This window comes from Aeoliella fuhlenseeensis (assembly GCF_052161615.1).
In the GTDB taxonomy this organism is placed as follows: domain Bacteria; phylum Planctomycetota; class Planctomycetia; order Pirellulales; family Lacipirellulaceae; genus Aeoliella.
The window spans coordinates 2,629,078-2,653,443 of sequence record NZ_CP197417.1 but is presented as its reverse complement, the minus strand read 5'-3'; the positions used below and the strand labels follow the sequence as shown (position 1 = coordinate 2,653,443).

At 61.4% G+C, this 24,366-nt stretch carries 25 protein-coding genes; 13 read left to right on the top strand and 12 right to left on the bottom strand.

The annotated features are described in order from the left end of the window. Positions 1-20: 20 nt before the first annotated feature. The 4 genes from SH292x_RS10390 (at position 21) to SH292x_RS10375 (ending at position 3,758) form a co-directional block, all read left to right on the top strand. On the top strand, positions 21-1,373 hold the full coding sequence (locus SH292x_RS10390) for a hypothetical protein (protein ID WP_442485541.1): 1,353 nt from the start codon (positions 21-23) through the stop codon (positions 1,371-1,373). Further along, the gene (locus SH292x_RS10385; RefSeq protein ID WP_442485540.1) at positions 1,370-1,807 is read left to right on the top strand and encodes a hypothetical protein; all 438 of its coding nucleotides are present in this window, start codon (positions 1,370-1,372) and stop codon (positions 1,805-1,807) included. The genes SH292x_RS10390 and SH292x_RS10385 overlap by 4 nt, the downstream gene beginning before the upstream one ends. Further along, positions 1,808-2,494 (top strand): hypothetical protein, encoded by a 687-nt coding sequence (locus SH292x_RS10380; RefSeq protein WP_442485539.1) that lies wholly within the window; start codon positions 1,808-1,810, stop codon positions 2,492-2,494. A 334-nt stretch (positions 2,495-2,828) separates the two neighbouring features. After that, the gene (locus SH292x_RS10375) at positions 2,829-3,758 is read left to right on the top strand and encodes a hypothetical protein (protein ID WP_442485538.1); all 930 of its coding nucleotides are present in this window, start codon (positions 2,829-2,831) and stop codon (positions 3,756-3,758) included. A 113-nt stretch (positions 3,759-3,871) separates the two neighbouring features. Here SH292x_RS10375 and ispG read toward each other — a convergent pair whose 3' ends face one another. The 3 genes from ispG to SH292x_RS10360 form a co-directional block, all read right to left on the bottom strand. Then, entirely contained in the window at positions 3,872-5,020 is a 1,149-nt protein-coding gene (gene ispG / locus SH292x_RS10370; RefSeq protein ID WP_442485537.1) for a (E)-4-hydroxy-3-methylbut-2-enyl-diphosphate synthase, read from the bottom strand. A 69-nt stretch (positions 5,021-5,089) separates the two neighbouring features. Continuing rightward, on the bottom strand, positions 5,090-5,779 hold the full coding sequence (locus tag SH292x_RS10365; RefSeq protein WP_442485536.1) for a YggS family pyridoxal phosphate-dependent enzyme: 690 nt from the start codon (positions 5,777-5,779) through the stop codon (positions 5,090-5,092). A gap of 23 nt (positions 5,780-5,802) precedes the next feature. Next, a complete protein-coding gene (locus SH292x_RS10360) occupies positions 5,803-7,644 on the bottom strand; it encodes a hypothetical protein (RefSeq protein ID WP_442485535.1) in 1,842 nt (613 codons plus the stop codon). A 185-nt stretch (positions 7,645-7,829) separates the two neighbouring features. On the opposite strand from SH292x_RS10360, the gene SH292x_RS10355 reads away from it, so the two are divergent. Beyond that, positions 7,830-8,837 (top strand): YdjY domain-containing protein, encoded by a 1,008-nt coding sequence (locus SH292x_RS10355; protein WP_442485534.1) that lies wholly within the window; start codon positions 7,830-7,832, stop codon positions 8,835-8,837. A 72-nt stretch (positions 8,838-8,909) separates the two neighbouring features. Then, positions 8,910-10,163 (top strand): PQQ-binding-like beta-propeller repeat protein, encoded by a 1,254-nt coding sequence (locus tag SH292x_RS10350; protein ID WP_442485533.1) that lies wholly within the window; start codon positions 8,910-8,912, stop codon positions 10,161-10,163. A 96-nt stretch (positions 10,164-10,259) separates the two neighbouring features. Here SH292x_RS10350 and SH292x_RS10345 read toward each other — a convergent pair whose 3' ends face one another. Beyond that, a complete protein-coding gene (locus tag SH292x_RS10345; RefSeq protein WP_442485532.1) occupies positions 10,260-12,566 on the bottom strand; it encodes an ATP-dependent helicase in 2,307 nt (768 codons plus the stop codon). Between the two features lie 287 nt (positions 12,567-12,853). Here SH292x_RS10345 and SH292x_RS10340 point away from each other — a divergent pair, with 287 nt between their 5' ends. Beyond that, positions 12,854-13,114, top strand: coding sequence for a DNA-directed RNA polymerase subunit alpha C-terminal domain-containing protein (locus tag SH292x_RS10340; protein ID WP_442485531.1), 261 nt, complete (start codon positions 12,854-12,856; stop codon positions 13,112-13,114). 477 nt (positions 13,115-13,591) lie between these two features. On the opposite strand, the gene SH292x_RS10335 is transcribed toward SH292x_RS10340, so the two are convergent. From SH292x_RS10335 to SH292x_RS10320, 4 genes are all read right to left on the bottom strand, one after another. After that, positions 13,592-14,548, bottom strand: coding sequence for a GNAT family N-acetyltransferase (locus SH292x_RS10335; RefSeq protein ID WP_442485530.1), 957 nt, complete (start codon positions 14,546-14,548; stop codon positions 13,592-13,594). A gap of 41 nt (positions 14,549-14,589) precedes the next feature. Further along, entirely contained in the window at positions 14,590-14,904 is a 315-nt protein-coding gene (locus SH292x_RS10330; protein ID WP_442485529.1) for a Rieske (2Fe-2S) protein, read from the bottom strand. 185 nt (positions 14,905-15,089) lie between these two features. Further along, positions 15,090-16,028, bottom strand: coding sequence for a lysophospholipid acyltransferase family protein (locus tag SH292x_RS10325; protein WP_442485528.1), 939 nt, complete (start codon positions 16,026-16,028; stop codon positions 15,090-15,092). A 125-nt stretch (positions 16,029-16,153) separates the two neighbouring features. Next, complete coding sequence (locus SH292x_RS10320; RefSeq protein WP_442485527.1) at positions 16,154-17,281, bottom strand: Gfo/Idh/MocA family protein; 1,128 nt, start codon at positions 17,279-17,281, stop codon at positions 16,154-16,156. 178 nt (positions 17,282-17,459) lie between these two features. Between SH292x_RS10320 and SH292x_RS10315 the strand changes: the two genes are divergently transcribed. The 3 genes from SH292x_RS10315 to SH292x_RS10305 all read left to right on the top strand — a co-directional run bounded on the left by SH292x_RS10315 (position 17,460) and on the right by SH292x_RS10305 (position 19,889). Then, on the top strand, positions 17,460-17,960 hold the full coding sequence (locus SH292x_RS10315) for a tRNA (cytidine(34)-2'-O)-methyltransferase (protein ID WP_442485526.1): 501 nt from the start codon (positions 17,460-17,462) through the stop codon (positions 17,958-17,960). A gap of 64 nt (positions 17,961-18,024) precedes the next feature. Further along, positions 18,025-18,903: a UDP-N-acetylmuramate dehydrogenase gene (gene murB / locus SH292x_RS10310; protein ID WP_442485525.1), complete on the top strand. Its 879-nt coding sequence runs from the start codon at positions 18,025-18,027 to the stop codon at positions 18,901-18,903. A 59-nt stretch (positions 18,904-18,962) separates the two neighbouring features. Then, positions 18,963-19,889, top strand: coding sequence for a cell division protein FtsQ/DivIB (locus SH292x_RS10305; RefSeq protein ID WP_442485524.1), 927 nt, complete (start codon positions 18,963-18,965; stop codon positions 19,887-19,889). Here the strand turns inward: SH292x_RS10305 and SH292x_RS10300 are convergent. Both SH292x_RS10300 and SH292x_RS10295 read right to left on the bottom strand, forming a co-directional pair. Next, positions 19,886-20,119, bottom strand: coding sequence for a carbon storage regulator (locus SH292x_RS10300; protein WP_442485523.1), 234 nt, complete (start codon positions 20,117-20,119; stop codon positions 19,886-19,888). The genes SH292x_RS10305 and SH292x_RS10300 overlap by 4 nt on opposite strands. A gap of 214 nt (positions 20,120-20,333) precedes the next feature. Then, positions 20,334-20,954 carry an isochorismatase family protein gene (locus tag SH292x_RS10295; protein WP_442485522.1) on the bottom strand — a complete coding sequence of 207 codons (621 nt, stop codon included), beginning with the start codon at positions 20,952-20,954 and terminating at the stop codon, positions 20,334-20,336. A 104-nt stretch (positions 20,955-21,058) separates the two neighbouring features. Between SH292x_RS10295 and SH292x_RS10290 the strand changes: the two genes are divergently transcribed. The 3 genes from SH292x_RS10290 to hslU all read left to right on the top strand — a co-directional run bounded on the left by SH292x_RS10290 (position 21,059) and on the right by hslU (position 23,233). Next, positions 21,059-21,256: a hypothetical protein gene (locus SH292x_RS10290; RefSeq protein WP_442485521.1), complete on the top strand. Its 198-nt coding sequence runs from the start codon at positions 21,059-21,061 to the stop codon at positions 21,254-21,256. 100 nt (positions 21,257-21,356) lie between these two features. Then, positions 21,357-21,899: an ATP-dependent protease subunit HslV gene (hslV, locus tag SH292x_RS10285; protein ID WP_442485520.1), complete on the top strand. Its 543-nt coding sequence runs from the start codon at positions 21,357-21,359 to the stop codon at positions 21,897-21,899. After that, positions 21,887-23,233, top strand: coding sequence for an ATP-dependent protease ATPase subunit HslU (gene hslU / locus SH292x_RS10280; protein ID WP_442485519.1), 1,347 nt, complete (start codon positions 21,887-21,889; stop codon positions 23,231-23,233). The genes hslV and hslU overlap by 13 nt, the downstream gene beginning before the upstream one ends. Here hslU and tsaE read toward each other — a convergent pair. Both tsaE and SH292x_RS10270 read right to left on the bottom strand, forming a co-directional pair. Further along, the gene (gene tsaE, locus SH292x_RS10275) at positions 23,223-23,687 is read right to left on the bottom strand and encodes a tRNA (adenosine(37)-N6)-threonylcarbamoyltransferase complex ATPase subunit type 1 TsaE (protein WP_442485518.1); all 465 of its coding nucleotides are present in this window, start codon (positions 23,685-23,687) and stop codon (positions 23,223-23,225) included. The two genes, hslU and tsaE, sit on opposite strands and share 11 nt — an antisense overlap. Continuing rightward, positions 23,684-24,265: a hypothetical protein gene (locus SH292x_RS10270; RefSeq protein ID WP_442485517.1), complete on the bottom strand. Its 582-nt coding sequence runs from the start codon at positions 24,263-24,265 to the stop codon at positions 23,684-23,686. The genes tsaE and SH292x_RS10270 overlap by 4 nt, the downstream gene beginning before the upstream one ends. Between the last annotated feature and the right edge of the window lie 101 nt (positions 24,266-24,366).

Here is a 24,366-nt window from a genome sequence, read left to right as displayed (position 1 = left end):
CACGGCCTGAGACTGCCACGATGCCTTGGCGCAATCCCCTATTCTTCAAGAAGCGAGGTCGCCGCAGCACCGGCATGCGGAGCGTGGGGCATTGGAGCGAACTTCTACTGAGTGTGTCGCTACTGGTGATGGGTGGAGTGACGCTTTGTCTTCATGTGTTCCAGGTCCTGGTGCCCGACTGGAACGAGTCGCGGGCTCCACGTGGATGGGAACCTGGAATGTGCCGGGTGACGGAGCTGGAGATTCGCGAGAAGGAGAACCCGCTGAGCGTCGGCGAGTTCAGCATTGCGATACAAGCCGCGAGAATCACCGACACGGGAACACTCCTGCCACCAGTGTGGCTCGACCGCGAGATTGGCAACTTCTCGCCCACGCGGAACGACGCCCTGCACATGGCCGAACCTTACAAGCCGGGGACGGAGCATGCTTGTTGGTTCGATCCTTCGGCGCCGAATCATCTAATCCTTCGCCGACCGATGCGCTGGTGGGTGTGGCCGGTGACGCTGATACCTGCGTCGCTCTTTGCCGTTGGCATTTTTGGTATTGTTGCCTCGTTGATGCAAGTATCGACCTCCGCCGAACGCCGGAGCTTGGTGAGTGTCAAAGCGATGCGTCTCGATGCGTCACGAGAATCGAGTTCCGACTCGCGGCATCTCACGCTACCACCGATTGACGACGAGAGTCCAGGCGTTCGCTTCGCGCATCGCTTGCCCGCGCTGGGCACGGCGGGGTGGCGGATGGCGGGGCTGATGATCGCCTGTGCGTTCTGGAACGTGCTGCTCGCTTACTTTGTTTACGTCGCGTCGCTCGAGTACTTGCGTGGCAACTCTCCCTGGTTGGTGCTGGGGCTAGTCGTGATGCTGGGGCTAGTGGGCGTGTGGTTGGCGTTCAATCTGATCCGCGAGTTCTGGCATCGACGCGGTATCGGGCAGACCCACGTCGAAGTCTCCGAGCATCCGCTCACGCTGGGCAGTAAGTACAGCGGCTACCTGATGCAAACGGGGCGGATGACGGTGCGGAGTCTCGCCATTGAACTGGTGTGCGAAGAGGTCGCCATCTACCAGCAAGGGACCGACACCCGCACCAGCGTCGAAGTCGTCTGCCGGCAGGGTGTTCAAAAGTGGCGACACATCGAGGTCGATCCGACGGGATTGTTTGAATCAGAATTTGAGTTCACGATTCCCGCCGACGGAATGCATTCATTCCGCACGCCGCACAACGAGATTCGTTGGATGCTGTTGGTGCGCGGCGACACCATGAAGGGCCAGCCGATCTTCCGGCAATTCTTGCTCAACGTCCGCCCGGTCGCGATCCATAACGAAGATCGAGTGCTGGCGGCCAGCGAAACGGCAGGATCGGGAGCAATCTCATGAGAGTGACTTCCACGAATCAATCACCGCTGGCCGATCTGCGAATCGAAGACGCGGGTTCGCCATTCGCCCCAGGCGACGTGGTGCGAGGCAGTTTCGCCGTGAGCGCCCAGCACACAGGCGAAGTTCGCGTGGTCGAGCTTTCCGTACTCTGGTACACCGCAGGTAAGGGGGACGAGGACTTTGGCGTCCACTTCTTCCAGCGATACACGGCCGAAGGCCCCGAAGGGGTCGAACTGTCGCGCCGCCGCGAGTTTCGCACGATGCTCCCCGAGCAACCTTTGAGCTACGATGGCTTGATCGTCAAAGTTTGCTGGTGCGCGCGGTTGCGAATGTTCCTACCGCGAGGTCGCCAGCAGGTGCTCGAAGCACCGTTCTCGCTCGGGGACGTGGCCCCTGCGCGTCTGCCGAAGCTGGTGTCGGCGGAGGAGGGTTAGATGATCCCTCCAACACGCGACACCAATCCGTTTTCAAGTTGCTGGCTCGGCCCTGCTGGCATCGACTATGTCGCCAGCGATGGCAACACGCCCGCCGTGGTCACCGAGCTGCTCGCCGCGCACCAGTGGCGAGGGCAGATCGTAGGAAACCATGGGGTTGGCAAGTCGACGCTGCTGGGGTCGATGAAGCACTGCGTCCAAGCACGCGGGCGCGAGTGGGTCGAGTTTCGTTTTTATTCGGACTGGAAGCTAGCGACCGCTTGGGATCTATGGCGAACAGAGCTCCACAACAACTCGCTCCTGGTGATCGATGGTTACGAGCAGCTCGGCAGCGTGGCCCGCGCGATTGTTCGCTGGCGTTGCTGGCGCTCGGGGGCGGGGCTGTTGATTACCACGCACGCGGCGGTCGACCTTCCCCTGCTGGTGGAGGTTCGCCCCAACGAGCAGACCGCGCTCGCGGTGTTTCGCGCGGTGGTTGGTGGCCGAACGACCCCCGTTACCGAGGACGATGCCTTACAGGCGTTCCATGCATGCAAGCGTGACATTCGTCAGATGCTGGACAAGCTGTACGACCAGCACGAGCGTCATGAACGTGCTGAGCGGGAAGCGAAGCGGCAGGCCAAGCGGGCGAACAGCAAGCGTCCAAGCTACGTACCTACTCCCGACCCGCCAGTACTTTTGGACTGATAAAACCAGTTGTCCGCTGCTGGCAGGGCCCTTGTCGGTGCGTTTCGTGGCGATTGCAACTCCTATGGCGTGAACACTTTACGCATCATCGCCCGGTGAGAGTTGATTCTTCGCAACACAGCCAGCCTACCGCTGGGTGTTAGACTACACTGAAGTGATGAGTGTCGAGAGAGGGACCTAACGCGCTCGCATAGAGTTTTGCTAATCGGCAAGGTTTGCCCACGAGTAAGTTGCTTCCAAATTCCACTTTCGGCTCAAGTGACGCTTGCAGCGCGCTCGCGAAGTGGATCAGATGGGGGTGGGGTGTTTCGTCTCTTCCAACATGAGTAGGGTGATGAGAACAATTAACACGAAAGTCGCGATCGCCGGTGCCTTGATGGCCTCGTTTGCCATCACTGGCGTAGCGAGCGCACAGTGCGCCACTTGTGCGGTGCCACAAACCGTTTGGTCGCCCGTCGTCACGCCCGCTCCGGTGGTCGTTAACAACGTGACCGTCGACGATCGCTGGTACCTGGGTAAGAACCTCGGTCGCTGGAATCGCCGCGTGTGGGGTTCTGCCCCAGCGCAAGCGCAAGTAGTTGGCATGCCCGTTGTTGCCGCGCCGGCAACGACTTGGGCCGTCGGTTACGCTCCTGCCACCACTTGGTCGGCCGCCTATGCTCCCGCCTCGACGTACTCGGTGGGTTACGCTCCCGCTACCACCTGGTCGGCCGGCTACGCACCGGCTTGCTCGACTTGCGGCGTTTCGGACTGCGGCTGTGCTACTACCGCGTTCCGCCCCGTGATCATGCAGCCTGCCGCCGAGTGCAGTACATGTAACGCGTGCAACGTTGCCGCTCCTTGCAGCAGTTGCGCAAGCGGCGTGGTCACCACTTCGTACGACGCTCCCGTGAACACCGGCTGCTCGACTTGTGCGGGTGGTGGTTCGAGCGTCACGTCCAGCTACGTTCAACAAGCGCCGACCCAGGCCGCTCCCGCCCCTTCGCTGCCGACCAACGCTCCGGCTCCGCCGCAGACGTTCCGCGAGACTGACCGTCTGGATCCGATTCCCGCTGAAGCCGCCGCTCCTGCGGATCAGGCTTCGGACTTGAGCGCTCCTTTGCTGCTCGACGCCAATGGCGACAAGATGACCAAGCGTCCGACGGCTCCGGTTTGGACCGCCGTCTACAAGCACCCTGCCAAGATCACCGCGGTGAGCGCGGCTGGTGCTGACGAGGCAAAGCCCGCTGCAAAGCAGACCATCGGCTGGACCTCGGGCCGCTAAGCTCCTGTGGTTCACGAGCCGAACAGACGAAACCCAATGCGCGCTGCCGTGCCCGGTCTTGTGGACTGGGCGCGGCAGCGTTTTTTTTGTGCGCTGAGCTTATCGCCCGATTATTAGGCGGTCGTCGACTTCGTGGCGATGATCTTGTCGAGCTCGCTCTTCAGTCGTGGCAAGATTTGATCGTACGGGTACTGGCCGAGCGACTCTTCGCCCTTCTTCAGGTTCACGAAGTTCGGGCCGCACCACAAACCGAGGTCCGCGTCGTCCGTCTCGCCTGGACCATTCACTCGGCACCCCATCACGGCGATGGTGATCGCGTACTCCGCGGCGTACCGCGTCATTTCTTTCACGTCCTGCGCCAGTTCGACAAAGGCTTCGTTCTCCACGCGGCTGCAACTGGGGCAACTGATGATGTTGAGCGTATCGAGCCCGTAGTCGACTACCGAGCGGACACGCCCCGCGCGAATGTCGTCCAAAATCGCGCGGCCGGCGGCGATTTCTTCGTGCTTGCGATCGTTCGGCACGGTGAGCGAAACGCGAATCGTATCCCCAATGCCCCGGCTTACCAATTGCTCGAACGCAATGCGTGTTTTGATAATCCCGTCCGGTGGCAGCCCCGCTTCGGTTACACCGAGGTGCAGTGGCACGTCGGGGCGTGCGTTCGCGAATCGGCTGTTGACCTCGATGACTTTTCGCGGGTCGGAGTCTTTCAGCGACACGCAGTACCGCGTGAAGCCCAGGTCGTCGAGTGCCCGGCAGTGCTCCACCGCGCTTTCGATCATCGGCGAAATTGAGTCGTCGGACGCGTACTTGTCCCGCTTCTCGGGGTCGACGCTACCGCAATTCACCCCGATGCGAATCGCGCAGTCGTTGTCCCGGGCAACGGCCGCAATGTAAGCCACCTTTTCGATCCAGGGCTTCTGCCGTTCGTGGTGGTATAGATGCCCGGGGTTGTAGCGAAGCTTGTCGACGTAGGGAGCAACCTTCTCGGCGAGTCGGTAGTTCTCTTGCAGGTCGATCGCCAGGTTCGCCTTGGTCTGGCGACGAATCTCGGCCACCGCTTCGGCGTCCTTGTTGCTATCGACCGCGATGCGAATGACGTCCGCACCCGCTTGTTCCAGATCGCGAATCTGCGCCAGCGTGGCGTCGATGTCCTGCGTTTGCGTGGCAGTCATACTTTGCACGGCGATCGGGTGCTCGGCACCGATGGTCACCGAGCCAATGCGAACGCTACGCGTTGGATTGCGGAGAATCTCGATCATCTGGTCGTCTCAACCATCTGGGCATCTCAACGGGGGAGGGCGGGAGCCTTCATTTTACTCAAGCCGGGCTCAAGCGATACCTTCCCACAAGGCCGACCCAACGCGGACAATCGTCGCTCCCTCGGCGATGGCCACTTCGAAATCGCCCGACATGCCCATCGATAGGTGGGGAAGCGAGACGCCGGTGGTCGCCAGTTCGTCGCGGAGTACCCGTAGCGAGCGAAAGTTGCTGGCGGCCGTCGCGAGGTTGCCATCCCCCGCCGCCATGGTCATCAATCCGCACACTTCGGTCGCCGGATAGTCGCTCAGCTTGGCAACCAACTGCCGGAGTTCCTCGGCGGTGAGCCCCGACTTGGCGGGTTCGCCGGAGCAGTTCACTTCGAGGAGGACGCGCTGCCGTTTGCCCACCTGCGCCGCCGCATCGTTAATCGCCTGGAGCAAGCGTGGTGAGTCGACGCTATGGATGACCTCGGCAATCGGCACCGTGCGATTCACTTTGTTGCGCTGCAAGTGGCCAATCATGTGCCACCGAACGGGGAGACCTGCCATCACTGTAGACGCTGCCTTGTCCCACATTTGCTGGGGACGACTCTCGCCGAGGTCCACGCAATCCGCGCGAACGAGTTCCGCAGAGACTTCCGCAGAGACGTACTTGCTGACACCAACGAGCTGGACATCCGACGGATCACGACCAGCACGTCGGGCGGCATCGGCGATGCGCTGGCGGACGCGAGCCAAATTGTCGATGATCGCCTGCATGGGATTGCCGATTACACGCTGGGTCAGTCGGGATCGACGGCCAGCAGTTCGTCGAACTCGCCCGTGCGATAGAAGCGGCCGATGAACATCTCGGCAGCCGTGTTTTGACCGAGTACTGTGCGATTGGCGGGCGCCGAGAGCGAACGGTAAACGAGCCACTGCAGGTCGCCGACTTGCACCCGATAGCCGACCGCCTTGTCGCTGGGGGCCACTTTCAGCGACTCGGCGATCGTGAGCCGTCGCCAGGTGCGAGGCTTGGCCGTGCGGCGAGGGCGTAGGTCGATCCATAGGGGGCAGCTCATCCGCTCGCCGCGCGAGGTCTGAACGAGTTGTAGCTTGCCATCGGTCATGGTAAGTTCGCCACCACGCGGATCGGTCCGCCACTCGGCGAGCGCCAGCGGCAAAACGGTCGCCCGCGGCGTGCCCTTCGCATCGACGAGGATTCCATCGCGAGTTTCTTTTTCGGCGGCGAACTTGTTGCCACCCGCGAATGGCAACTGCATGGTGTGCCGCCACTCGCCGGCCGGACTGCCGGGGCCGTGCAAGATATCGTGCGTCATTAGAAAGCCATCTTCCTTGCCAAGGAAGATCTGCCGTTCGAGCCGCGCACCGCCCGAGAGTTCGAGCATAAGGTCGAAGTACTCGAGATCATCGTCGCTGTACCAGCATTGCTGTTCCCAATCTTCGATCGGTTCGAGTTGCTTGCCGGCGTACCAAGTTTCGGTACCCCAATCGCCCGAGAACAACGTGCGGCCTTCGCTCTCGACTTCGAGACGCAGGGTTCGCTTGGAGTAATCCACGAGTACACGCGAGGCGCTCTTACCCCAACCATTGGCCAGCAGCGCGAGCGTCGACCACTCGGATTCGACACTGGCTTCGGGAAGTTCGTAGTCGTCAAAGTCGCCACGAATGGCGAGCAGCGATTTTGGCAGGTGAGCCACCGCGGCGGCAGAGTCGTGCTCGTCGCCCGCCAGCGAGAGTGCCGTGTCGAGCACACCACCTGGCCACGCCGTAATGGGTTCGGTCGATAACATCGGCGTGCCATCGGGACGCTGTAAACGAAGCGTTTGACGCACCAGCCACTCGAACTGCGTTTCGGCGGACGACGACCAACAGCCTTTTTTGAGGTGCTCGCCAATCGCGCGGGCGCGGGTCCAACTCGAAAACAGCGCCGGCAGCACGGGCAGCAGCACCGAGTCGACGAGCCCTTCGCCATCGGTCGCCGCGAGCAGTGATTCGCCCAGCGATTTGCGGGCTTCGGCGCGGAGAGTACGCAGCGGCGTCAGTTCGGAGAGCACCACGCTCAGCACCAGTGGCAGCTCGCCACCCATGAGCACGGCGACCAACATCGGTTCGGCCTTCAGCGGATCGAGCGAAACCTTCTGGGCTTCGTCCGCCGCCTGCTTGAGCGCGAGCACCACTCGCCACCACGCCGACGATGTCAGGCAGCCGGCGAGTTCGGCCAGACGATACGCTACGGCAACGGCTTGGTAGGCCATCGCGGCGGTTGGAGGATTGTTTTCGAGCCCGTGCACCAACTCGGCCAGCAGCGCTTCGATTTGCGTCGCCGCTGCGGGCGTCGTGGTTTTGCGAAGCTGACGGTCAAAATCGGTCCGCCAACGCCCCGCATCGGCGAGTGCCGACTTGCCCGCAGGCATACCCCAATCGAGTGGATCGGTCTTGGTCGACGCGTCGGCCGGACGACTTACTGGCTTGCGCTTGGCGATGTACTGTGTCCAACGCTTCCACGCCGAGTCGGCGTCGAGGGCGGTCCAGTTCTTGCGCAGGTCCTTGGGGGCCTCTTCGTGCCAAATCTTGCCCGCGCACCAAGCGTCCAGGTGCTTGGCGAATTCCTTGTCGTTCATACCGTGGAAAAACCCGTTCGCATCGGCATGAGAATCACACGGAACCGCAGTCGTCGTCGCCATCACTTCCCTGCTACAATGCTTGGTGAGAGGATGAAGGTAGTCGAGCCGAGTTTCCACTCGCCACTCGCCGTACCGCCTGCATCGAATTCGACCCAATGGAAAACAGTCGCAAAGGACCTGTCATGCCAGCGCTAGCATCGTACCCCAAGCCCCCTGGTTCTGCTAGTCGTCGGGGACGGCACGTGCTTGCCCTGTTGCTCGCCAGTTGGTTGCTGTTGCCGGGCGTGGTGTTGGCTCAAACCACGGCTACGCCCGCGCCGCAAGGCGATGCCCTCGACAAGGCCTTGGAAGCCGAACCCGCGGCGGATGAGCCCGCTGCCGACGAGGACTCGAGCCTCAGCCGGCGCGAGCAAGAAGAACAGGCTAAGAACACGCCCTACCTACCCGCCCCTGAGAATGGCAAGCGACTGAGCGAAAAGGGCCGTGCGTGGATCGATCGCGACAAGGGCGAGGTGTACGTCGATGGGCGGATTTCGCTCCGCAAGGGTTTGCTCGAGATGTTCGCCTGCCCCCCCAACACCAAAGAGCACGAGTCGATCGTGTCGGTGCAGAGCGAGGCATTCGTGATCCACGCGGGGCTCCTGGCAGTAGGTGCCGAGACCGGTACGCCTGTGGTCTTCACCCCCGAGTACAAACCACCGACGGGGACCAAGGTGGAGATCGACGTCATCTGGAAGGATAAAGATGGCAAAGAACAAAAGGTCCGCGCTCAGGACTGGATTCGGGACGCCAGGACCAAGAAAGCGATGAACTTGCCGTGGGTGTTCGCGGGCAGTGGTTTCTGGAAAAACGAAGAGCTCGGCACCAGTGGCTACCTGGCGGAAGATGGCGATTTGGTGTGCGTGGCGAACTTCAGCACGGCGATGCTCGACGTCCCCGCCGAGATGACCAACGACAACTCAGGCCTGCTGTTCGAAGCGTGGACCGACCGCATCCCGCCACTTGGCTGGCCCGTGCGATTGGTGTTCCGCCCCGTGCTAGACGACGATTCGAAAAAGGACAACGCGAAGACGGGCGAGCCGGCCAAAACCGACGCCGCCGCCAAACCAGAGACCAAGCCCGAAGCGAAGCCTGCCACTCCGCCCGCGGGAAACCCTATCCCCAAACCAGGTGCTGCTGGCCAACAATAGACGACATTCGTCGCCCAGTTTGCTACCATCAAGCCACCAAGTTGGCTTACGATTCAATCAAGGACACTCCTTATGCTCCACGTTCGCGCCCTTCTGGCCCACGCTGCGATTGCACTATGCATTTCGTCCACAACGTTCGCCGGTGAGTACGACTGGCCCCAATGGCTTGGTCCCGATCGGGATAACCTCAGCAAGGAAACCGGCCTGCTGCAGGAGTGGCCCGAAGGGGGCCCGCCGGTCGAGTGGATGGTGAAGACAGTCGGCTTTGGTTACGCCGGTCCGTCGATTGCCGATGGCAAGGTGTTCGTACTCGGCTCGATCGAAGGCATCACCTACTTAATGGCCCTCGACGAAGCGACCGGCAACGAGCTGTGGAAGTCGAAGATCGGCGAAGATTTCAAGAATGGCTGGGGCGATGGTCCGCGCAGCACACCCACGGTCGATGGCGACCGTGTGTACGCGATGGACGCCACCGGCACGCTGGTGGCGTTCCAAACCGCAGACGGCAAAGAACTGTGGCGGATCACCATGCAGGAACTCGGCGGCAAGATTCCCGAATGGGGTTACGCCGAATCGCCCTTGGTGGATGGCGACAACGTGATTTGCACTCCGGGTGGCGAGAAGGGGGCGATGGCCTCGCTCGACAAAATGACCGGCAAGGTGAACTGGCAAAGCGAAGGCGTCACGGCCGGACCGCAGTACTCGTCGGTGGTGATTTCCGAGGCCGGCGGTAACAAGCAGTACGTGCAACTGTTGCAGCCCAAGGTGTTCGGTGTGAATCCTGAAGATGGCTCGGTGGCGTGGCAACAAGACTGGCCCGGTCAGGTGGCCGTGATTCCGACACCAATCGTCAAAGACAATTCGGTCTACATCTCCAGCGGCTACGGCGTTGGTTGCCGGCTGATCGATCTGGGTAGCTCGGGCACCGAACCGACCACCGAGTACGACAGCAAGGTGATGAAGAGCAAGCACGATGGTTTGGTGCTGCTCGACAATCATGTTTACGGCTACTCGGACGGCGGTGGTTGGACTTGCCAGGAACTCGAAACCGGCAAGCGTGTGTGGAGCGAGCGCGGCAAGCTGAGCAAAGGCTCGATTGGATACGCCGACGGACGCTTCTACCTGCTGAGCGAGCGCGAGGGCGAAGTCGTGTTGATCGCCGCCACGCCCGAGGGCTGGGAAGAGCACGGCCGTTTCACGCTCACGCCGCAGACCGAGTTCCGCAACCCACGCGGCGGCATCTGGTGCCACCCGGTGATCGCCAACGGCAAGCTCTACCTCCGCGACCAGGAACTGTTCTTTGCGTTCGACGTGAAGAAGAAGTAGCAGTCAAATGGTAGCCGGACTCGCAAGAGTCCGGGCACTACTTGAAGGCGGCCCGAGCTCTTGCGAGCCCGGCTACCACCGATTCTCCCGCGACATTCAACCGCCCGCTGGTCGTAGCGCACTGTGCGCGAGAATGAACTTCCGCTCCCCGGCGGTAGCGAACTGCACGGTTGCCTTGCGCGCCGTACCCGATCCGCCGAGCGCCGTGATTTTGCCGGGGCCAAACTCCGGATGGATTACCGTCATCCCGAGCGCAAACACGTCGGGCGAAACTTTCGGATGGACCGCTGGCTTTAATCCACCGGCAAGCTGCGCCGCAGTAGTAATCGCCCCGGCAATTTCCGCCGGGAGCTTTGGTTGCTTCTTCGCGGGCTCGGGTAGGGGGACATCGTCAATCGGTATGCTCGGTTCGACGTACTCGTCGTGGGCGTCGTAGCTCTCGTACTCGTCAACGAAGAACTCGATGTCCTCGTTGCGGGCATCGGTCATTTCGAGTTCGTGCCGTGGCATCTCCATCAGAAAGCTGCTCGGGATCGCCACGCGTCGTTGGCCACGGAAGTCACGCAGCCGGACGTAGCTCATTTGCAGCTCGTCCTCGGCGCGGGTGATGCCGACGAACGCGAGGCGACGTTCCTCTTCCAGTTGGTCGAGCTCGTCGCGAGATCGTTCGTGAGGCAGCAGTCCGTCTTCGATGGCAATCAAAAACACCACTGGGAACTCCAGGCCCTTGGTGGCGTGGAGCGTCATCAGCGTCACTTTGTCAGCGTCGGTTTCGAGGTCGTCGGTCTCGTTCACTAGCCAGGTCCGTTCGAGATACGCCTCGAGCCCCGCACCCGATTGCTCGTCCGCCTGTTCGTCAAACTGACGGGCGTCAGTGAGTAGTTCTTCGATGTTCTCGAGCCGCGACTGGTCCTCGGGATCGTCGCTCTGCCGAAGTGCGACGGCGTAACCACTCTCTTCGATCACGGTGCCGACGACTTCTTCGACCGACCCAATGGCGATGGCCGCCACTTTGTCGATGAGCGCGACGAACGACAAGAGTGCCACGGTGGCTCGTTTCGGCAAGCCATCGATCAGCTTGGCCTCGCGGGCCGCTTCGAGCATCGATGTGCCGTAGCGGTAGGCATGCTCGTTGAGTCGCTCGATCGACTTCTTGCCAATGCCGCGGGTGGGCGAATTGACGGCCCGCTCAAATGCCACGTCGTCTTGCGGATTGTTGGCTAGCTGGCAGTACGCGAGGATGTCTTTGACTTCTTTACGCCCATAAAACTCCTGCCCGCGAACCATCTGGTACGGCACGCCCGCCTTGCGCAGGGCCCGCTCCACCGAACGCGACAACGCGTTTACGCGGTAGAACACCGCGAAGTCCCGCGCGCGACGTTCGCCGCGCTCGATCGCGCCGCGAATCTGCTCGGCAATGCCCGCCGCTTCGAGATCCTGATCGGCGTAGGCGACCAACTTCACAGGGCGGCCTTCTTCGTTGTCCGTGAACAGCGACTTCTTTTTGCGCCGCGTGTTGTGGGCGATCAGTTCGTCGGCGATGCGGAGAATGGCCTTGGTGCTGCGATAGTTTTGCTCCAGCCGAACGACGCGAACCTGCGGAAAGTCTCGCTCGAATTCGAGGATGTTCGAGATGTCCGCGCCACGCCAACCGTAGATCGACTGATCGGGATCGCCTGTCGCCGCGAGGTTCGGATGGTCGAGCGACAAGGCTTTGAGGATCACGTACTGGGCCTTGTTCGTATCTTGATACTCGTCGACCAGCACGTAACGGAATCGCTCGTCGAGCTGCGCGCGGACTTCGGGATTGTGGTACAGCAGCGTCGCCACGTGCACGAGCAGATCGTCAAAGTCCACCGCCGCCGATTGCAGCATTCGCTGCTGGTACGCGGGATAGACCTTAGCGACGATCTCCGAAAGTGGCGAACCACGCCGGGCTTGGTAGTCGTCGGCGGTAATCAGTTTGTTCTTCGCCGCACTGATCGCGCCCGCGATGCGGTCAGGCGAGTAGCCCACCGTAGCGATCTTCTCGGCTTCGAGCACTCGCTTGAGCACCTGCCGGCTGTCGGACGTGTCGTAGATGGTGAAGTTCGGGGCCAGCCCCACCAGACCGCCAAACTCCCGCAGCATCCGAGCGCCAAAGCGGTGGAACGTACTCACCCACACCGGTTGGCCTGGTACGAGCGACTGGATGCGATTCCGCATCTCGCTGGCTGCTTTGTTGGTAAACGTCAGCGCCAAGATCTGCCGGGCATGGATACCCTGCTCGAGCATGTGCGCGACGCGATGCGTCACCACGCGGGTCTTTCCGCTCCCCGGTCCGGCAAGAATGAGCAGTGGCCCGTCGATGTGGAGCACCGCCTCGCGCTGGGCTTCGTTTAGGTTTTCGAGCAACGAAGTCATGCCAGTCCTGGGGTGAATCGACGTGTGGTTCCGTCCGAAACCTTCAATATAGGAAAACTGCGGCGGCAACTCCATGAGTCGCCTTCGAGCTATCGCTAGCGTTGCGAGGAGATTCCTTAAAATTTTTCGCCAACCCGAAGTTTCAAGCCGCGGCAATCTGCTATACTTCCGCCTTGTGATAGCGACAGGCCCAGGGAAGTGCCGGTTAGCACTTCGTAGGTCGATCGCGAAGCGCAGCGAACTCGTAGGGAGTTCGCCACCATTCAACCAGGGAGGGAAAACCCGCCATGACTCGCATTCCTCTGAATCGCGCGGAGACCGACAGCCAAGACATGCAGACTCGTCTGGAAATGAGTACCGCCGAAATCGGCCTCGCCGTTCGTACGACCAACTGCCTCGAGGAAAAGGGCGTGTTCACGGTTCACGACCTGCTCAACTGCACTCGCGACGACCTGCTGTCGATCTCGAACTTCGGCGAGAAGACCCTCGAAGAAGTCTACAAAGCCCTCGAAACTCACGGCTTCTACCGCCCCGGCCACGCCAAGTAGGACACTCGCGCGTCGGCCGGGTCAAGCTCCGCGCCGACTCGGCGCTCGCGGTGTTGAATGTGTGAAACCTCTCCAATGGTTGACCCATTGGCAGAGTTCTGTTGTCTAACGCAAAGACGCGAAGAAGTTCGCTATTTAGGAGCGCGCACGCATACGCCAGGACACAATCCTGGTTGGGGTGACGTTTTAGTGTGGCTCCGCCACCGACGACCCTCGTCCTCACCTGTTCTGAGATTCTCTGCACAGACTATTGCTCTTGCGTACAGTATTCGTTAGACTACTACTATCCCGTCGGGCGGATAGGCGAGGAGGCGAGCGAGCGATCAGTTACACAAGTGTCAGATCGCTTGCAGACCCTCCTCGCCGTTTTTTATGCGCGGCGTTCAAGTGCGAGCCGGGAGCGTGAGCGACCGGAGAAGAAAACGCGTCAATCAATCCGCTCCGGTCGCTTACGCTTCCGGCTCGCCGTGAAAAACACTACCTGGCTTCGCGGCGGTAGACGAGGCCGTGGTCGATGGGGGCGAAACCTAGCTTCTGGTAGAACTCGATGGCGGGGGCGTTGGTGAGCATGGTCTGGGCTTCGATCATCGAGATGCCCCGCTTGTGCAGTTCCTTGAACGCCTCGGAAAGAAGATAAGTCCCGAAGCCCTGCCGGCGGTGGGTGTCTTCCACCCACAGGTCGTAGAGGCCGGCGACGCGAAGGCCCCAACTGCTCGCCAGGGGTTCAATGTCCCAGAACGTGGCGCTGGCAATGACTTTGTCTTGGCGACGGCCACGCAACAGGAAGCGAATTCGTTCGAGGCTGCCGTAGACGCTGGTACTCCACCAGTCTTTGGTCGGCGGAGCGTACTGCGTCTCGAAGTTCACCTCGCGCGCGACGCGTCGTTGTTCGCGATTGACCATCGGGCGGAAGCGGACGAGGTCGCGCTGCATGATGGTGACGCGTCCGCGCTCGCGATACGAGTTGCGGGCGAACACCTCGCGGCGATGGGCGTCGGAGAGCAGGATGCCGGGAAGCTCGCTGCCGCCATAGAGCCCAAGATAGAACCCGTTGAGCGGACTAATGCCACCGCCGTAAAGCACCTTCGCCCCGCGACTGCGGAGGTAGGCCTCGCTGCGGGCGAGCAGCTGATCGGCCAGATCGGTGCCCCAGAATTCCTCGCGGATCATCACCATGTAGGTGGTGCCCATCGAAGTATCGAGGCCGGTGCGCGCGTCGTTGGGGCCAAAGCCGGCGTGCGCGAAGCCAACCATGTCGTTGTCCTTCTCGGCAACGATGAAGCCCTGGGGGTCGAAGTAGTGCTTCGAAAACAAGCACATCTCCAGCACGCCCGTCGACATCGGCAACGCCAGGCCGCGCTGGGGCGGTTGGCACGACCACAGGTGGGCGATGCGCGGAGGGTCGGAGTTGCGGAACGGGCGGAAGGAAAACACGCGGCAGGCGATCCACGGCCGGCATTTCGGCACTGGCAGGACTACGGGTCGGGTACCTCAACCTGTATGGTACCTAGCGATTCGCGGGCCCGGTAGACGGTCTGGCGAATGGAATTGCTCAATAACTGCCTGCCGGAGCGGACATCGTACTGCCAGCCATGCCAGGGACAGGTGAGCGTGCAGCCCTCAAGCCGGCCTGCGGCGAGCGGTCCTCCTTGGTGCGCACAAATGCCATCCATCGCGTGAAACTCGCCATCCACGTTGGCAATCACCACAATTGCATCGCCAACGACCACCTCGATGCATGACCCCGGAGGGCAATCATGGGCGTCGGCAACTTCGACCCAGTGGGGCATGGTGCGGGGTTCCTGCGAACTTGCAGCCGGATTCGCAAGAATTCGGCACGCTGAACAAAAAGGCGAGCCGGAAGCGTGAACGACCGGAGTATTACCTCGATTTCAACCTTCACCTCCGGGTGCTTACGCTTCCGGCTCGCCCGCAGCAGCCCGAGCTCTGCCGAGCTCGGCTACGAGAGAGATTTTTACGCCGCTTGTTGTTTGCGTTCCAGTCGTTTGAGCAACTTCTCGGGTGGATTTCCTTTCCAGCGTTTATGAATCCACCAGTACTGCTCGGGGCCGGCGACGATCAGGCGTTCGAGGCAGGCCGTGTACCATTCGGTCATCGGCTGCACGCCAGCGTAGGGGAAATCGGGGGCCGCCGGGTCAACGTAATCGGCAACGTCGATGTAGTAGTCGAGCATCCGTCGCTTGCGGCGGACGCCGACCACGATCGTGGGTGCTTTGAACGTCAGCGAGAACAGGGCGACCGCTTTGTGCGTCGACGCTGGTTTTCCAAAGAACGAGACCCAACACCCCTTGGGTCCCGCCGATTGATCGCCAAGCAACGTCAGCGCGCCGCCACTGGCTAGCAGGGCCTCGACTTGTTCGCCACTGCCATTCTTCGGCAGCATGTGCTGACCGGTGCGACCACGGAAGTCGTTGATGAACTGGTCGACGAATCGGTTGTCGAGCGCGCGGGCGACGGTGTGTGTGGGGAATCCAAACAGCCCCATCAAGTAACCGCCGAGCTCGAAGTTGCCGTAGTGACCCGAGATCACGACGCTCGGCCGCGTTGTGTACATGGTGCGGATGATCGTTTCGACCTGCGGGATGTCGACCAATTGCCGCCAGTTGGTGCGATGCACACGCCGGGGCGTGTGGGCGATCTCCATGACCATCAGGAACAAGTGCCGCCACATGCCAAGCGACATGGTTTGGATCTGCTCGTCGGTGATCGCCGGGAAGGCAATCCGCAGGTTCTCGGCGAGCACCCGCTTTCGCATCGGCACGACGTAGGTAAACAGCGCGGCCAGCAACTCGGCGATTCGCTCGCAGGCGCGCGGCGGCATCGCTTGCACCGCGGCGATCAGCACGCGCAGCACCAAGTAAGCCGAGTAGTCCGTCACGTCGCGAAGCTTCACGCGGCATTCCTTTGTCGCGGGAGTCGATGTTGCCGTAGTCGGCAGGGGTTGCCCTATTTGCCAGGGCATTTTCGCAGATTGGGCAAAATGCGTGGAGGGCAGTTTGGAATCGTGTTTTGCGAGGCTTACTTGGCCTTCTTCCCCTTTTTGGCGGGCTTCGCTGACTTCTCGCCGGTGGAAGTCAACGACTTCATCACAGGATCGCTCTTCAGGGGCAACTTCACCGGCTTGCCGCTTTGGGCCGACTTGTAGATCGCCAGGATGATTTCGACCGCCTTGCGGCCTTCGTGGCCGTCGACAATCGGGGTGCCGTCTTTTTGAATGGCTTTGACGAAATCGGCGAACTGCATGGCGTGGCCGTGGTGGCCGATGGCCGAGGGGTCGCTGGCTCCTCCGCCGCCGCTCTTACGACTCTGCATCGCGGCGTGGATGGCGTCGTCTGTGGCCTTGGCCTTGGCGAAGTCCCAGCTTTTGATGTCCTCTTCCTCGATCGAAGCCGAACCCTGCGAGCCGTGCACTTCGACGCGCTTCAGATAACCTGGGTACGCTGCCGTGGTAGCTTCGATCACGCCAAGCGCGCCCGACTTGAACCGCAGCGATGCCACCGCGACGTCTTCCACTTCAATCCGCTCGTGGGCCAGCGTATCGATCAGGGCGGTGATCTCCGTCACTTCACCCATGAGCCATTGCAAGAGGTCGACGGTATGAATGGCTTGATTCATCAGCGCGCCGCCCCCGTCGAGCTTCCAAGTGCCACGCCACGCGCCGCTGTCGTAGTACTCCTGCGTCCGGTACCACTTGATGTAGGCATCGCCGAGCGTGACGCGGCCGAACCGGCCTTGGTCCATCGCCTTTTTCAGTGTCTTCGGGGCGTCGTGGAATCGCGAAGGGAAGATCGTGGCAAGCTTAACCCCCGCCTTCTCGCAGGCATTGATGATGGCGTCGCACCGCTTGAGCGTCACTTCCAGCGGCTTTTCGACCATCACGTGCTTGCCAGCCTTCGCCGCCGCAACGGCGGGCTCCATGTGGGCTCCGCTCGGCGTGCCAATCGACACGGCGTCGATCTCGTCGTCGGCGAGCATTTCCTCGAGCGTCTCGTAAGCCTTGATGCCGGCTTCTTCGGCGAACCGCTTGGCGGATTCGAAATTGCGGTCGTAGCAGCCCACGAGTTTCGTGCCGCGAACATCCGCCAGGGCCCGCTGGTGAAAGCGACTGATCATGCCGCAACCGATGATACCGAATCCGAGAGCCATGAACGTGCCGCGTGGTTGGATGTGCTGGTGCTCAGTGAGAGGCGTCTGCCCGTCGAGGGCCGAGTATTATAAGATGGCAGCCACGCGTCCACTACCAACCGGATGCCGGAATTTCGGACAAGAATACCACGCATTCGGCACGGTGGTGGATCCCCAAGACGCTCTCGCCCTTCGACGTATGTCCACCGAACCGTACACGCCGCTGCTACACATCGTGCTCTACCAGCCCGAAATCCCCTACAACACGGGGAGCGTCGGCCGGACATGCGTGGCGGTAGGGGCGAAGCTGTGGCTGGTGCGGCCATTGGGGTTCAAAGTGGACGACTACCATCTGCGGCGGGCCGGCCTCGACTACTGGCAGTACCTGAATTGGCAGGTGGTCGACGACTGGCAGCAGCTCCTTGAGCACCTGCCCCGCGAGCGATTCTGGTACTTCACGAAGTTCGCCACCCGGGCCGTATCCGACGCCGAATTCGCGCCGGGCGACGTGCTGGTGTTCGGGCGTGAATCGCAGGGTCTTCCCGAGGCCATCCGCAACTCGGCCCCCGAGCGGTGCCTGCGATTGGCGTGTCGACCCCAAGTTCGTAGCCTGAATTTGTCGAACAGCGTGGCGGTGGCGTGCTACGAAGCAATGGGCCAGTGGCGGCGGGGCGGTGTGGACGTGCCGCTTCCCGATTAAGGTCCGGATTGACGCGAGTAGGCTGAAACATCACGATGCGAAGGACGCCCAAGGAATCAAAGACATGGCCATTGCAAGCAAATTCGAGAGCATCGTCCGCACAAAGGAGCCGTTGGCTCCCAAGACCTGGCTGGAGCTAGGTGGCAGCGCCGAGTACTTCGCCGCCCCGCGGACCGTCGAGGAGCTGGTAGCACTCGTCGAATGGTGTGGCAGCGAGGGGATCCCCGCGCGGCTACTGGGTGGTGGCTCGAACATCCTGGTGCGGGAAGAAGGAGTCGCCGGCATGGTGATTAGCCTCGCCGACCCAGTGTTCGCCGCAACGGCCGTGGATGCCAACAAGCTAAAAGTCGGCGGTGGTGCGTCGCTCGCCCACGTCATTAATGAATCGGTGCGGGCGGGCCTCGCGGGCTTGGAGCCGCTCGTTGGCATTCCGGGCACCGTGGGTGGTGCACTGCATGGCAACGCGGGAAGCCGCGGTGGCGATGTCGGACAGTGGGCGCACAGCGCTACGGTTCTCACACGTCGCGGCGAAGTGCTGGTGCGGAAGCGCGACGAGCTGGTGTTCGCCTACCGCGAGAGCAGCCTCGACGAGCTAGTAATCCTCGACGTGACCTTCACCCTTGAGCAGGAAGATGCCGAGCAGCTCACCAAGCGGATGCAAAAGCAGTGGATCGTCAAGAAGGCTGGTCAGCCGATGTCGCACCAACGAACAGCGTGCCTGTTCAAGAATCCTCGCGGCATGAGTGCTAGCATGCTGATCGAGCAAGCCGGCCTAGCTGGCACCAGCGTCGAAGGGGCCGAGCTAAGTAGCCGGCACTCGAATTTCGTGGTCGTCAACGAAAAGGCCAAGAGCAGCCACGTCCTGAAGCTTATCGACCAGATTCGCAGCCGCGTTGCCGAGCGGCTGGGTGTTGAACTGGAAACCCAGCTCGAAATCTGGTAATCCTTGGGCAGTCGAACCGGGTTCCTTCCTCGGGCCCAGTGGCACTACAAGGACGTAGGATGGCCAAGAAGCAAGAGAATCTCGCGTCGAAGGCGCGGCACGCAGTCCGGAAGCACGCGCGGTGGGTCGTCCTCGGCGTCATGCTGGTGGTATGCGGCATCGCTTCGCGCCGCGTGTGGGAAAGCCTACACGAAGAGCTTATCAACTCGCCCCGCTATAAGATCACCGCCGATACGCTTCACTTCACACCCGAAGTGCAGCCTCCATGGATTCGCAGTGATGTCAAAGCGCAAGTGCTGCGAGACACAGGCATCACCAACTCGCTGACACTGCTCGATCCCCCTGTGATGATTCAGCAACGGCTGGTCGACGCGTTCGAGCTTCACCCGTGGGTTCGCAAGGTCGAGTCGGTCGATCTCGTAGGGCCAGGACGCGTGGAGATCACCGTCACTTATCGCGAACCGGTAGCGGTGGCCGAGGTGCAGACGGACCAAGACCGCGAGCTGCTGCCCGTCGATGCGTTTGCAGTGCGTCTGCCCGACAACGAACTGACGGATGTCGAGAAGTCGTACTTGCCGAGGATCACGACCATCGAAGACCGCCCGCTGGTAGGCCAAGCTTGGAGCGACACTCGCATGCAGGGTGCCGCGCAACTCGCCGATCGCCTACGCCCGGTGTGGGAGCGGTTCAGCCTGCTGGACATCGTCCCGTCGACGTACCCCGAAGTGCAGCGCTCGCATCGGTTCTACACGTATGAAATTCGCTCGAGCGGCGGCACGGTGATCCGCTGGGGAGCCGCGCCGGGCTTCAGCCCGCCGGGCGAGAGCACGTTCGAGGACAAGCTCGCGAGAATCACCGGTTGGTTCAACACCAATGGCGGATTGGACTCGATCAACGCGCCCGAGTCGATCGACGTTCGCGATTCACTGCACGTCAGTAAGCAAATGGCGAAGAAAGAATCTTCCGACGGCGAAAAGGTTCGCTAGCGCGAGGCCGATTCTTGCTCTTCGGCGTCGGCTTGGAAGATCTTCAGCGCGTCGACCTGCGCTTGGACCTCGGCCTGCATTTGCACGACGAGTTCACCACGAACCACGGCAAGTTCGGGTGGCGCTTCGATGCCAAGGCGGACTCCACCAGAGTGGAGCTTGACGACCGTAACGGCGATATCGGGGCCGATTTGAATCCGCTGGCCCGCTTTTCGAGAGAGCACTAACACGCTGTCGTTCCTTCTGATGCGTGACAGATTGCGAATCGATACAGAAAAAAACCGCAAGGACTTACGGACTGGTATTGACTCCGTAAGCGAACCATACCGGTACGCCACTGGCATTGCAAGCGGCCGGACGCAAGAAGTGATCGCCTAGCTTGAAGATTGTTTTTCCAGCACCCCGCAGAGCGCCCAAACTAACGTCGAGTGCTAGCTAAACGCCTTAGCTAAGTGGCTCGCTTTCGCGAACCCAAGCGCTAATTTGTTTGAATTCGGGTGTCCCCGCTTGCCGGCACCATTCGAGGAGCGCGGCTTCGGTGGTCGTTAGCACCACGCCCGCGGAATCGAGCCGGCGCAAAGCGGTTTCGTAATCCACAGCGTGGCGAGTTCCGGTAGCATCAACCGCGACAAAGACTTGAAAGCCAGCGGCCAACAGGTCGTACGCTGTTTGGGCGACGCACACATGCGTTTCGATGCCCGCCAGCAGTACGCGATGGCGCCCGCCAGAGTGCCATTGTTCGAGCTGCTGCGAAAACACGTCGGTGCAACCCGCCGAGCTGAAGGCCAGCTTGCTGGACGGCGGTGAGGTTAGCCGGCTGGCGAGCGGCTCCACCGTGGGGCCGAGCTTCTCGGGGTATTGCTCGGTGGCGACGACCTCGACGCCAAGGAGATTGGCACCGTCGAGCAACCGTCGGGTGTTCCATACAATCCGCTCAAACCGACCCACCACCGGTACCAGTCGCTCCTGCAGGTCCACCAAACAGAGCAGGGTGTCGTGGGCGTTCATCAATTCGGGGCTGCGTGGCAAGGGCTCCCGAAAGTTTGTCGCTTCATTGGCGTTCATGGCTGACTAAAATAGCAGTTCACGGCCCCGTCGCCCAGCCAAAGCTGACGCGAGCCAAAACCTCTCCGGCAAACTCGCCGGTTGCTCCAACTCGAAGCGCTTCCTTGTCCAAGCCCAAGACACTATGCGACTGGTCGAAGTTCGAGATCACCAAGCGGTCCGACGAGCTAGCGGCACTGGTGGATGGGGCCAACCACTTTTGCACCAAGTGCGCCCGCGTGGCGAACGATAAACGAGTGTTGTGCAAGCCAAAGAAGCTGCCGGCGATCAAGAAATCGTCGCATCCGCCGAATTCCAAGTAGACGCCTACAGCGCTCGCGTGGGGTTCTGACCCCTGTCCCCGGCGGTTCGTTCTGCGACAATGAGAGGCGAATCCCGTTTCGCACCCGGAGGCTCGCGCCGATGAAGTTTCGCTCTACCACCATTCTCACCGTCCGCAAGGACGGCATGGTTGCCATGGGTGGCGATGGCCAGGTTAGCCTCGGCCAGACCATCATGAAGGGGGACGCCCGCAAGGTGCGGCGGTTGCTCGACGGGAAAGTGCTCGCCGGCTTCGCGGGTGCGGCAGCCGATGCATTCGCGCTGCTCGAACGCTTCGAGGCGAAGCTTCGCGACTATCCATCGAATATGCCCCGCGCCGCAACCGAGCTCGCTAAAGAATGGCGAACCGACCGCGCGCTGAGGCGCCTTGAGGCGCTGATCGCGGTGGCCGATGCTTCCGACACGCTGCTCGTGTCGGGCACGGGTGATGTGATTCAACCAACCGATGGCATCTTGGGAATTGGCTCGGGAGGCAACTACGCGCTAGCCGCCGCGCGGGCGCTGGCCGAACATTCCAATTTGTCGGCGGCCGAGATTGTTCGCAGTGGGCTGAACATCGCTGGCGACATCTGCGTTTATTCCAATCACAACATCGTGGTCGAGGAACTCGAGTGCACGACCTAACCCCCCGTCAAATTGTCGAACAACTCGACCGTCATATCGTTGGCCAGGCCGACGCCAAGCGCGCCGTAGCCATCGCCATCCGCAATCGCTGGCGCCGGCAGCAACTGGACGACGACCTGCGCAAGGAAGTCGCCCCCAAGAACATCCTGATGATGGGCCCTACCGGCGTTGGCAAGACCGAAATCGCTCGCCGCCTAGCGACGCTGACCGGAGCGCCGTTCATCAAAGTCGAAGCCACCAAGTACACCGAAGTGGGCTACTACGGCCGCGATGTGGAGAGCATGATCCGCGAGCTGGTCGAGAACGCCATCGGCCTCGTCCGGCAGGACGAACTGGCGAAGGTCGAAGAGGAAGCCAAACGCCGCGTCGATAATCGATTGATCGATCTCTTAGTCCCCGCGCCGCACAGTTACGACGTTGGCGTCGACTCCGAGAACTCGCCCGAACGCTACGAGCGGACCCGCGAGAAGATGCGGGCGATGCTCGTTGCAGGCGAGATGGAACAGCGGATGGTCGAGATCAAGATTGAGCAAAAGGCTCAAGCGATGATGATCCCGGGCATGGGTGGCCCCGGTGGGGATTCGATGGATTTCGATTTCCAGGGAATGCTCGACAAGATCCTGCCGAAGAACGTGCTCCGCCGGCAAATGACGGTCGCCGAGGCCCGCCGGGTGCTGTTCGAGCAAGAATGCGAAGCGCTGATCAACCAAGAGACCGTAAATGCCAAGGCGGTGGAACTCGCCGAGAACTTGGGCATCATCTTCCTCGACGAGATCGACAAAGTCGTAGCCACCGAAGGAGGCCGCGGCGCGGACGTCTCGCGGCAAGGCGTACAGCGTGATCTGCTTCCAATCGTCGAAGGAACCACCGTCCAAACTCGCTACGGCTACGTTCGGACCGATCACATTCTGTTCGTGGCGGCCGGAGCGTTTCATCGCGCGAAGCCCAGCGATCTAATGCCCGAGCTCCAAGGCCGGTTCCCGATTCGTGTCGAGCTCAACGATCTGGTGAAGGACGATTTTGTTCGCATTCTCACCGAGCCGAAGAGCGCGCTCACCAAACAGTACTCGGCGCTGATGAAGACCGAGGGGGTCGAGGTCGAATTCCTGCCCGACGCCATCGACGCGCTCGCCGACTTCGCGTTCAAAGTGAATCAATCGACGCAAAACATTGGTGCGCGGCGACTCTACACGATCATGGAACGGTTGCTCGAAGAACTCAGCTTCGAGGCCCCCGACATGAAGATGGGCAAAGTGCAGATCAACGCCGCCTACGTCCGCGAACGCCTCGAAGCGGTGGCGAAGGATGAGGATTTGAGCAAGTTCATTCTGTAACCGCCGACGCCCCTAATCGTTCCGCCAACGTCCCCACGATTCGCACGAGGCGATTCCCGCCCTCGTCGAACTCAATCGTCACCACGCTCGCGCGCGGTGGAAGCAGGTGCTCCACGCGGTCGCCCCATTCGATGAGCGTCACGCCTGAGCGGTCGAAATACTCTTCGGCACCAAGCTCGAGGAACTCATCGTCGTCCTTCAGGCGATAGACGTCGAAGTGGTACAGCGGCAGGCGGCCCGCCGTGTACTCGTTGACTAGGACAAACGTGGGGCTCGTCACGCCGGCGCGATCGTTCCCCAACGCGGCGGCGATCGCTTGCACCAAGCGTGTCTTTCCCGCGCCAAGAGTCCCGACCAGCGCGACGACGTCACCCGGTGCGAGCACCTTCGCGATTCGCGCACCCAGCTCGTCGGTGTCCTCGAGACTACGGCTCGTGAAATCGAACGCCGTCATGCTTCGACCTTGGCCACCGGGATGGGCGAAGCGGCGGGATCGACGTTCTTACGCATGCCGATCAATGCCAGCCGTGTCTTGAGGCACGTCTGGCGAAACGATTCGCCGTTGGGCACCGCAATCAAGCGCATAACTTCGATGCCGTCTCGCGTGAAAACGAGATCCGACGCACGATACCACTCGTAACCGGGAAGCACTTGGCATTCGATGGCGTCGTAAGCGGTGTGATCGAGCGATTGATGAATCGCATTCTTCGCACGCTGACGCGATCGAGCATCGAACGGGTGATCGGCTACTACGCGTTCGGTCGTCAGCCGGTACCGGCGGCAGTTCGGATTACTCGGCCCCGCAATCACCAAGAGCCGCGGAGCAATCTTCGCCACGTACAGCAAAACACCAATTGGCAGCGTCGCCACCGCAATCACCCAGCCCGGTCGCGCCGGGATGCCGGCGATGGAGATTCGCGGACCAAGGTTGTAGGCACGCCCCAGCATGCGCCCTACTCTAAACGACGCGATCGATGGCCACACGGACATGACGTTGGCTTCGCGGGCGTGACTGGCGGTGGTGGAATCCATGGCGTTGCAACCTCGGTAGCGATGAAATCGGACGGCATGATGATACCCCACAAGCCGCACTTTCGCCACGCGGGCTTGGACCGGCCACCCCCGTGCGAATA